The sequence below is a fragment of the Holdemania sp. 1001095H_141210_F2 genome (assembly GCF_015558105.1).
GTDB lineage: Bacteria > Bacillota_I > Bacilli_A > Erysipelotrichales > Erysipelotrichaceae > Holdemania.
The window spans coordinates 22,316-28,826 of the sequence record NZ_JADNPO010000038.1 but is presented as its reverse complement, the minus strand read 5'-3'; the positions used below and the strand labels follow the sequence as shown (position 1 = coordinate 28,826).

The following is a 6,511-nucleotide window of genomic DNA, read 5'->3' as shown; positions in this document are numbered from 1 at the left end:
GTAAATACCCGTGGTTGGATTTTCACCAACTAGATGTATGCCATGCCCGGCACACAAACAGAAAAGGAACGGTTTCCCGCTCCTTTCTGGACTGATCACGTTGAGATCGGTCGTTATTTGTTGTTCTGACGATTGCTCTGGTTGTTCTGACGGTCAGACTGGCGCTGACGATCAGACTGGTGCTGACGGTCATTGTTCTGCTGGAACTCGTTTTCCTGCGAGAATTCAGAGCGGTATTCGTTGTTCTGACGGCTGTTTTCCTGATTGTTCTGACGGTCAGACTGGCGCTGACGATCGGATTGATGCTGACGGTCGTTGTTCTGCTGGAACTGGTTTTCCTGCGAGAATTCAGAACGGTACTGGTTGTTCTCACGGCTGTTGCTCTGGTTGTTCTGACGATCGGACTGGTGCTGACGATCGTTGTTGTTCTGCTGGAACTGATTTTCCTGCGAGAATTCAGAGCGGTACTGGTTGTTCTGACGGCTGTTTTCCTGGTTGTGCTGGCGGTCAGACTGATGCTGACGGTCGTTGTTGTTCTGGCTGTACTGGTTGTTCTGATTGTTCATGATTTCCATCTCCTGTCCAAATTCGGTGGCATGCTTGCAAATTTCTTTTTGCTTCACATTTTGAAGATACTCGCTTTTGCGTTCGACCAGGGCTTCCTGGTAATCGGCGCCCAACTCGTAAGCCATCTCATACTTGTAATCGTTCTGGCTTTTCCGGGAAGGACACTGATACTCGCGTTTACGATAATCCATCATTTTTCTCACCTCAATAACAGTATGGCTGTCTTTGTCAGAAGACATTCAGGTGAAATCAAAACGAACGCTTGGGAAGAAATGGAAAAAGCCGGGGTCCTTCACGACTCCCCCGGCTGAATTAGAAAGCTTATGCTTCATTTATATCTATTTTGTTTAAAACAGGTCGTCTTCCTGCGGCGTTGCGGGTGTGACGACGACGGTTTCCATTTTCTCAATGCACTCGTCGATCAAGGCTTCAAAATCCCAGCCGGCTTCCATCTTTTCCGCTTTTTCCGGATGCGGCTTGGTCACCGGATTCTTCGGGGTAAAGATCGTGCAGCAGTCTTCAAATGGCAGAATCGACGTTTCATAGGTGTTGATGCGGCGGGCCACGTCGATGATTTCCAGCTTATCGTAGGTGACGACCGGCCGGATTACCGGCATGTCGATGACATGATTGATCGTCTGCATACTTTCCAGCGTCTGCGAAGCGACCTGCCCGATGCTTTCACCGTTGACGATCGCCAGGCATTTGTATTTCTGCGCGACCCGCTCGGCAATCCGATACATCATCCGGCGCATGATCGTGATCGCGTAGCTTTCGTCGCAATGCTTGTAAATCGCCAGCTGCAGATCGGTAAATGGAATGATATGCACCTTGATGCTGCCCTGGTATTTCGAGATGATCCCGGCTAAGTCCAACACTTTTTTCTGAGCGCTGCTGGAGGTATACGGCGGGGAGGCATAGTGAATGCATTCGATCTCCACGCCCCGCTTCATCGTCAGGTAGCCGGCGACCGGCGAATCGATGCCGCCGGAAAGCATCAGCAGTGCTTTGCCGCCCATGCCGACCGGATAGCCGCCGGCGCCTTTGACGGTATCGGCCATCACATAAGTAAATTCCTCGCGGACCTCAATCCCGATCCGCAGATCCGGGTGGTGGACGTCGACCTTCATTTCGCTTTCCTTCAAGATTTTCGTCGCGACGGCACGATTGATCTGATCGCTGACCATCGGGAATTTCTTATCATGACGGCGGGTTTCGACCTTAAAGGTCCCCTGGCCGCGTTCCATCGCCACCTGATAGCCGGTTTCCACCATCGCGTCGAGACCAGAACGGATTTTCAGGCAGAGGGAAAATGAACTCAGGCCGAAGATTTCCTTCAGAATCGCGCAGATTTCCTCCGGTTCCGTTCCATGCAGGTGAATATATAAGCGGTCAAAGGTCCGCTCATACGTCAATTTGTCATAAGCGCTTAACGAGGCGCGGATGTTGTCGGTCAGCTTTTTGATAAAATCCTTACGGTTTTTACCCTTGGTCGACAATTCGCCATAACGGACTAAAATGTGATCATAGTGAATGGGTTCCATATTTATGTAATATCTCCTTCAGTTCCCGCAGAAATCGATCGACTTCTTCCGGCGTGTTGCGGCTGGAAAAACTGCAGCGGATGCTTGACAGTGCCCGCTTATCGCTCATCCCCATCGCCTTGAGGACATGGGATGGCGTTTTGGACTTGCTGGAACAGGTGCTCTGCGCGGAAACGCAGATATTCCGGCTGTTAAGCGCGTTCATCATGACTTCCGACGGGATCGTTTTGCATGAGAAATTTAAAATTGCGCTGACGCCGTCGTCCGGACTGTTAATTTCAATCTCAGGCAGCTGGGCCAGCCCTTCGCGCATCCGCCGATTCAGCTGACGGGTCACCATCCGGTACTGCGTCTGTTCTTCCAGAGCCAAACGCAAAGTTTTGGCCAGCGCGATGTCGGCAATGGAATTGGCCGTGCCGCCGCGCAGTCCCTGTTCCTGCTGACCGCCGCTGATGATCGGCACCAGATTCACATGCTGCTTCTTCATCAAAAAGCCGCTGCCCTTCAAGCCCTCAATCTTATGCGCGGAAAAGCTTGCCAGATCGACCTGGCTCAGATCCAGATCAATTCGCTTCAGCGCCTGAACACAGTCGATATGAAGCAAAGCGTGGCTGTTTTTCCGGACGATCTTTTTAATGGCTTCCAGCGGCATGACGCTGCCGACTTCATTATTGACCGCCATGATCGAAACCAACGCCGTTTTCTCGCTCAGCGCCTGCTCAAGTTGATCCAGACGGACTACGCCGCGTTCGTCGACGTCCAGCCAGGTCACGTCAAACCCGAACACCTCTTCCAGCTGGCGCATCGCGTTGGCGACACTGGAATGTTCGACCTTCGTCGTTATCAGATGGTTTTTCCTGCCCATCGCGGCAAACGCCGCGCCCTTGATCGCCATGTTGTTGGCCTCGCTGGCGCCGCTGGTAAAAATAATTTCATGCGGCTGCACTTTCAGAAGAGAAGCAATCTGCGTGCGGCTTTTTTCCATCAGGCGGGAAATTTCCATCCCTTCATCATACAAAGATTCGCTGTTGGCGAACGATGTTTCCAACAGCGAGTTGACCAGTTTGCGGACTTCCGGATGCACCGGCGTCGTACTGGCGTTATCAAAATAAATCGCGTTATCAGGCAGCACTTTGCGCATTCTCCTTTATCAGCTTCTCATACGACCCCGGATGGATTCGTTCAATCGTCGCCAGCGCCACGGTCAGCGCCTGCGTGTATTCGCCATTGCGGAAGCACAGCTCGGCCCGGGTCAGCTCGGAGTCGATATCCGGATACGTCGAACGGTATTTATTCCCGAAAACAATCGTATTCTCCACCATGATCGCCATGGCGACAAGGTTGTTCACATTGTTGTACAGCTTGTAAATATAATCGATCGCGTCGTTGAGCGTGGCGTTCATCAGCTGCACATTGAGCGGCGTATCGGTTAAAAGATCTTCAATCGAGCGGACATATTCGACAGCCCGCGCCAGATCACCTTCATAGGTGGCGGAAATCGCCGGCAGTTTGTTCTTGCGGATTTTGACCTGCATCTCATTCATGATCAGCTGCAGCTTCAGCAGCTGCTTCTTCCCCCGGGCCTCGTCGCTGCAGGCGCTGTCCAGCCGCGCTTTCAGCTGGTTGACCTCAGTCAGCACGGCGTCGGCTTCCTGCTGAAGCTCTTTCAGGGAAATCAAAATCGTCGAAGCCGGAACGGAATTGCCTTTGATCATCTGCATGATCTTGACGCGCATATCTTCGATTTCAATGATCCGCTGCTCGCGCAGTTTAATCTGATCACTCAGATCCTCGATCCCAAACCGCACGGAAACCTTCGCCATCAGCTGGCGGACATACTGACTGTTTTCTTTCAGCTGCAGCACGGTCTTTTCTGCTTTTTCCTCAGCCTGACGCATTTCGTCATAGCTCTGGCCTTCTTTTTCAATCTGCGCCAACAACTGACTGAGCCGCTTTTTATCCTCGTCCAGATGCGCCCGGATATGAACGGCTGTCCCCTGCTTCAGTGCAGCCAGATCTTCTTTCAGCGTCTCGCTGATCACTTCCAGATTGCGCGGCACTTCCAGATGGTGCAGATAAACGCCCTTTTGTTTCTGCATCGAATAACTGCGCGAAACCTCGTCGATCAAATTCGGAATCAGTCCGCGCGCTTCCTGAAGCAGCTGCGGCAGGTTATTAATGATATCGGTCAGATCGCCCAGCGCTTCGCGGATTTCTACCAGCTCTTCCGAAGCTTTTTCAAACTCCGACGCATACATCCACTCCTCAAACGCCGAGAACATTTTCTCCGTCGCGGCGATCCGGTTTTCTATTGTCTCCCAACAGAACGACAGCTGCGCGCTCTTTTCCTGCGCCTGCAGCTTCAGCGTCCGGAATTCTTCCTTCATCTGCGTGACTTCCGCCCGCTGCGCTGTTTCCTTTTCGAGAATTTTATCCAGGAACGCTTCCAGCTGATGGACCTGTTCCTCGCCCAGCTCCATCATGTTGTCCAGATCGTCCAGGTTGATGCGCGCGTCTTTCAGCTTACCGACCAGAACCATGTCTTCCGTGTCCGCCAGCATCTGCGCGATCTGCTTCAGATTGGCCTGCGCCAGTTCAAAATCATCCTTGCAATGCGTGACCTGCGCCATCGTCTCCTGATTGACGCGAGCAATCGCCACGGCTTTGTTCAGCTTAAACGGCAGCGGCACGCTCTTGATCGAGTTGTACCGGACTTCCAGCTCCGACAGCTGCGCCTTGCAGTTTTTAATCTTTACCTTTCGCACGATGAACCAGATTATAAAAAGAACAAGAATGACCACCATGGCGATGATCACTTCTTTTCGTGTCAGAATTTCCAGTACCTTCTCCAACGCATACCACCTCTTAGTTCTTATTTTATCATAAAGCGACAAACTCTCATAGGTTAAAATCAAGTTTTTGACAACTTCTTATTCCCGATGGAAAACGCCGCAAAGTCCAACTTTTCTTATCATTTAAAGGATCAGTTCCATCAGAATTTCATCATCGTCCCGCTCGCCGGTTTCCGTAAAGCCCAACGACCGATACAATCGCGCCGCGGCCTGATCTGCCTCACGGTAACATAAAACAACGCGTTTTAGCCGGCGTTCACGCAGGCTTTGCAGCAGCAGCTCCATCGCCTTCCGGCCATAGCCCCGGCCCTGAAACCGCTGATCAATAAAGAATTGATCAAGAATGACCGTTGTTCCCAAATCTGTTTCCCGCGTCATTATCAGACCAAGTTTGTCTGTTCCTTCCTCGATCAGACTTACTTCGCTGTTTTGATGGCGATACGCATAAGCGCGAGCTAAAATCATCGGCGCGCTGCTCAAATATCCGCTTTGTTCCGGCGTCACGCTCAGACAGCAGGCCTGACGGTAATTGTGTTGATCGATCGTTGTAAATTGCATCTTTTTCCCTCCTGCCGCCGGTTTGAATTTCCCTGCGGCGCTCATTTTTTCATTATAAACTGCCCCTCGCTCACAATTCAACTCCGATTCCTGCAAAACGCCTTTATCTAAAGGGATTTATTTCATTTTTCGATTGACAGGGAGCGAAGAAATCTGCTATACTTACCTAGCGTTTAATAATAGCAGCTTACAAAGTTGCGCAACCGGCGTTGGTACTGGAATTCTTTCCAGAGCAGAAGTAACTTGCTGCTTCAAGCGAAACTGCCGTCTACCAACACCCTGCGTCAATGATTTGTACCTGTTGTTGTTTTATGTGCCATAAAACACACAAGGAGGAATTGAAAATGGCAAGAAATACTGGACCAGTTTGGAAAATTTCCCGTCGTCTGGGCTTCTCGATCCTGGAAACAGGCGAGGAACTGCAGCGCCGCACTTATGCGCCAGGTCAGCACGGACCGACAAAGCGGATTAAGCTGAGCAACTACGGCACGCAGCTGCGTGAAAAGCAGAGAATCAGAAACATGTATGGCGTTAACGAACGTCAGTTCGCGAACACTTATGTGAAAGCAGAAAAGATGGCTGGCGTTAAGGGTCACAACTTCCTGTGCCTGCTGGAATCCCGTCTGGATAACATCGTTTACCGCATGGGCTTCGCCAGAACTCGCCGCGCTGCCCGTCAGTTAGTCAACCATGGTCATATCCTGGTTAACGGCAAGAAGGTCGATATCCCTTCCTTCACGGTAAAGCCGGGTTCTACGGTTGAAGTTAAGGAAAAGTCCAAGTCGATGGCCTGCATCGCCGATGCGCTGGAAGCAACGCTGAACACACCGGCTTTCGTTACCGTTGATAAGGAAAACAAAAAGGGCACCTATGTCCGCCTGCCGGAACGGAACGAACTGAATCAGGAAATCAACGAACTACTGGTTGTCGAATACTACAACCGATAAGTCAAAAGAAGCCTTCTAGCAAGGCTTTTTTTGTATTTTCGCC

Annotated in this window: 6 protein-coding genes; 1 reads left to right on the top strand and 5 read right to left on the bottom strand. The window is 51.1% G+C overall.

Features of this window, described 5'->3' with window-relative positions; translation table 11 throughout:
* Positions 1 to 113: 113 nt before the first annotated feature.
* The 5 genes from I2G61_RS15100 to I2G61_RS15080 form a co-directional block, all read right to left on the bottom strand.
* Complete coding sequence (locus tag I2G61_RS15100) at positions 114 to 758, bottom strand: hypothetical protein (protein ID WP_072684268.1); 645 nt, start codon at positions 756 to 758, stop codon at positions 114 to 116.
* A gap of 156 nt (positions 759 to 914) precedes the next feature.
* The gene (thiI, locus tag I2G61_RS15095) at positions 915 to 2,111 is read right to left on the bottom strand and encodes a tRNA uracil 4-sulfurtransferase ThiI (RefSeq protein ID WP_072684267.1); all 1,197 of its coding nucleotides are present in this window, start codon (positions 2,109 to 2,111) and stop codon (positions 915 to 917) included.
* The gene (locus tag I2G61_RS15090; RefSeq protein ID WP_072684266.1) at positions 2,092 to 3,252 is read right to left on the bottom strand and encodes a cysteine desulfurase family protein; all 1,161 of its coding nucleotides are present in this window, start codon (positions 3,250 to 3,252) and stop codon (positions 2,092 to 2,094) included. The genes thiI and I2G61_RS15090 overlap by 20 nt, the downstream gene beginning before the upstream one ends.
* Entirely contained in the window at positions 3,233 to 4,963 is a 1,731-nt protein-coding gene (locus tag I2G61_RS15085) for a septation ring formation regulator EzrA (RefSeq protein WP_072684265.1), read from the bottom strand. Before I2G61_RS15085 ends, I2G61_RS15090 begins: the two co-directional genes overlap by 20 nt.
* Positions 4,964 to 5,086: 123 nt before the next feature.
* Positions 5,087 to 5,521 (bottom strand): N-acetyltransferase, encoded by a 435-nt coding sequence (locus I2G61_RS15080; RefSeq protein ID WP_072684264.1) that lies wholly within the window; start codon positions 5,519 to 5,521, stop codon positions 5,087 to 5,089.
* Positions 5,522 to 5,865: 344 nt separating this feature from the next.
* On the opposite strand from I2G61_RS15080, the gene rpsD reads away from it, so the two are divergent.
* Complete coding sequence (gene rpsD, locus I2G61_RS15075) at positions 5,866 to 6,468, top strand: 30S ribosomal protein S4 (RefSeq protein ID WP_072684263.1); 603 nt, start codon at positions 5,866 to 5,868, stop codon at positions 6,466 to 6,468.
* The last annotated feature ends 43 nt before the right edge of the window (positions 6,469 to 6,511 follow it).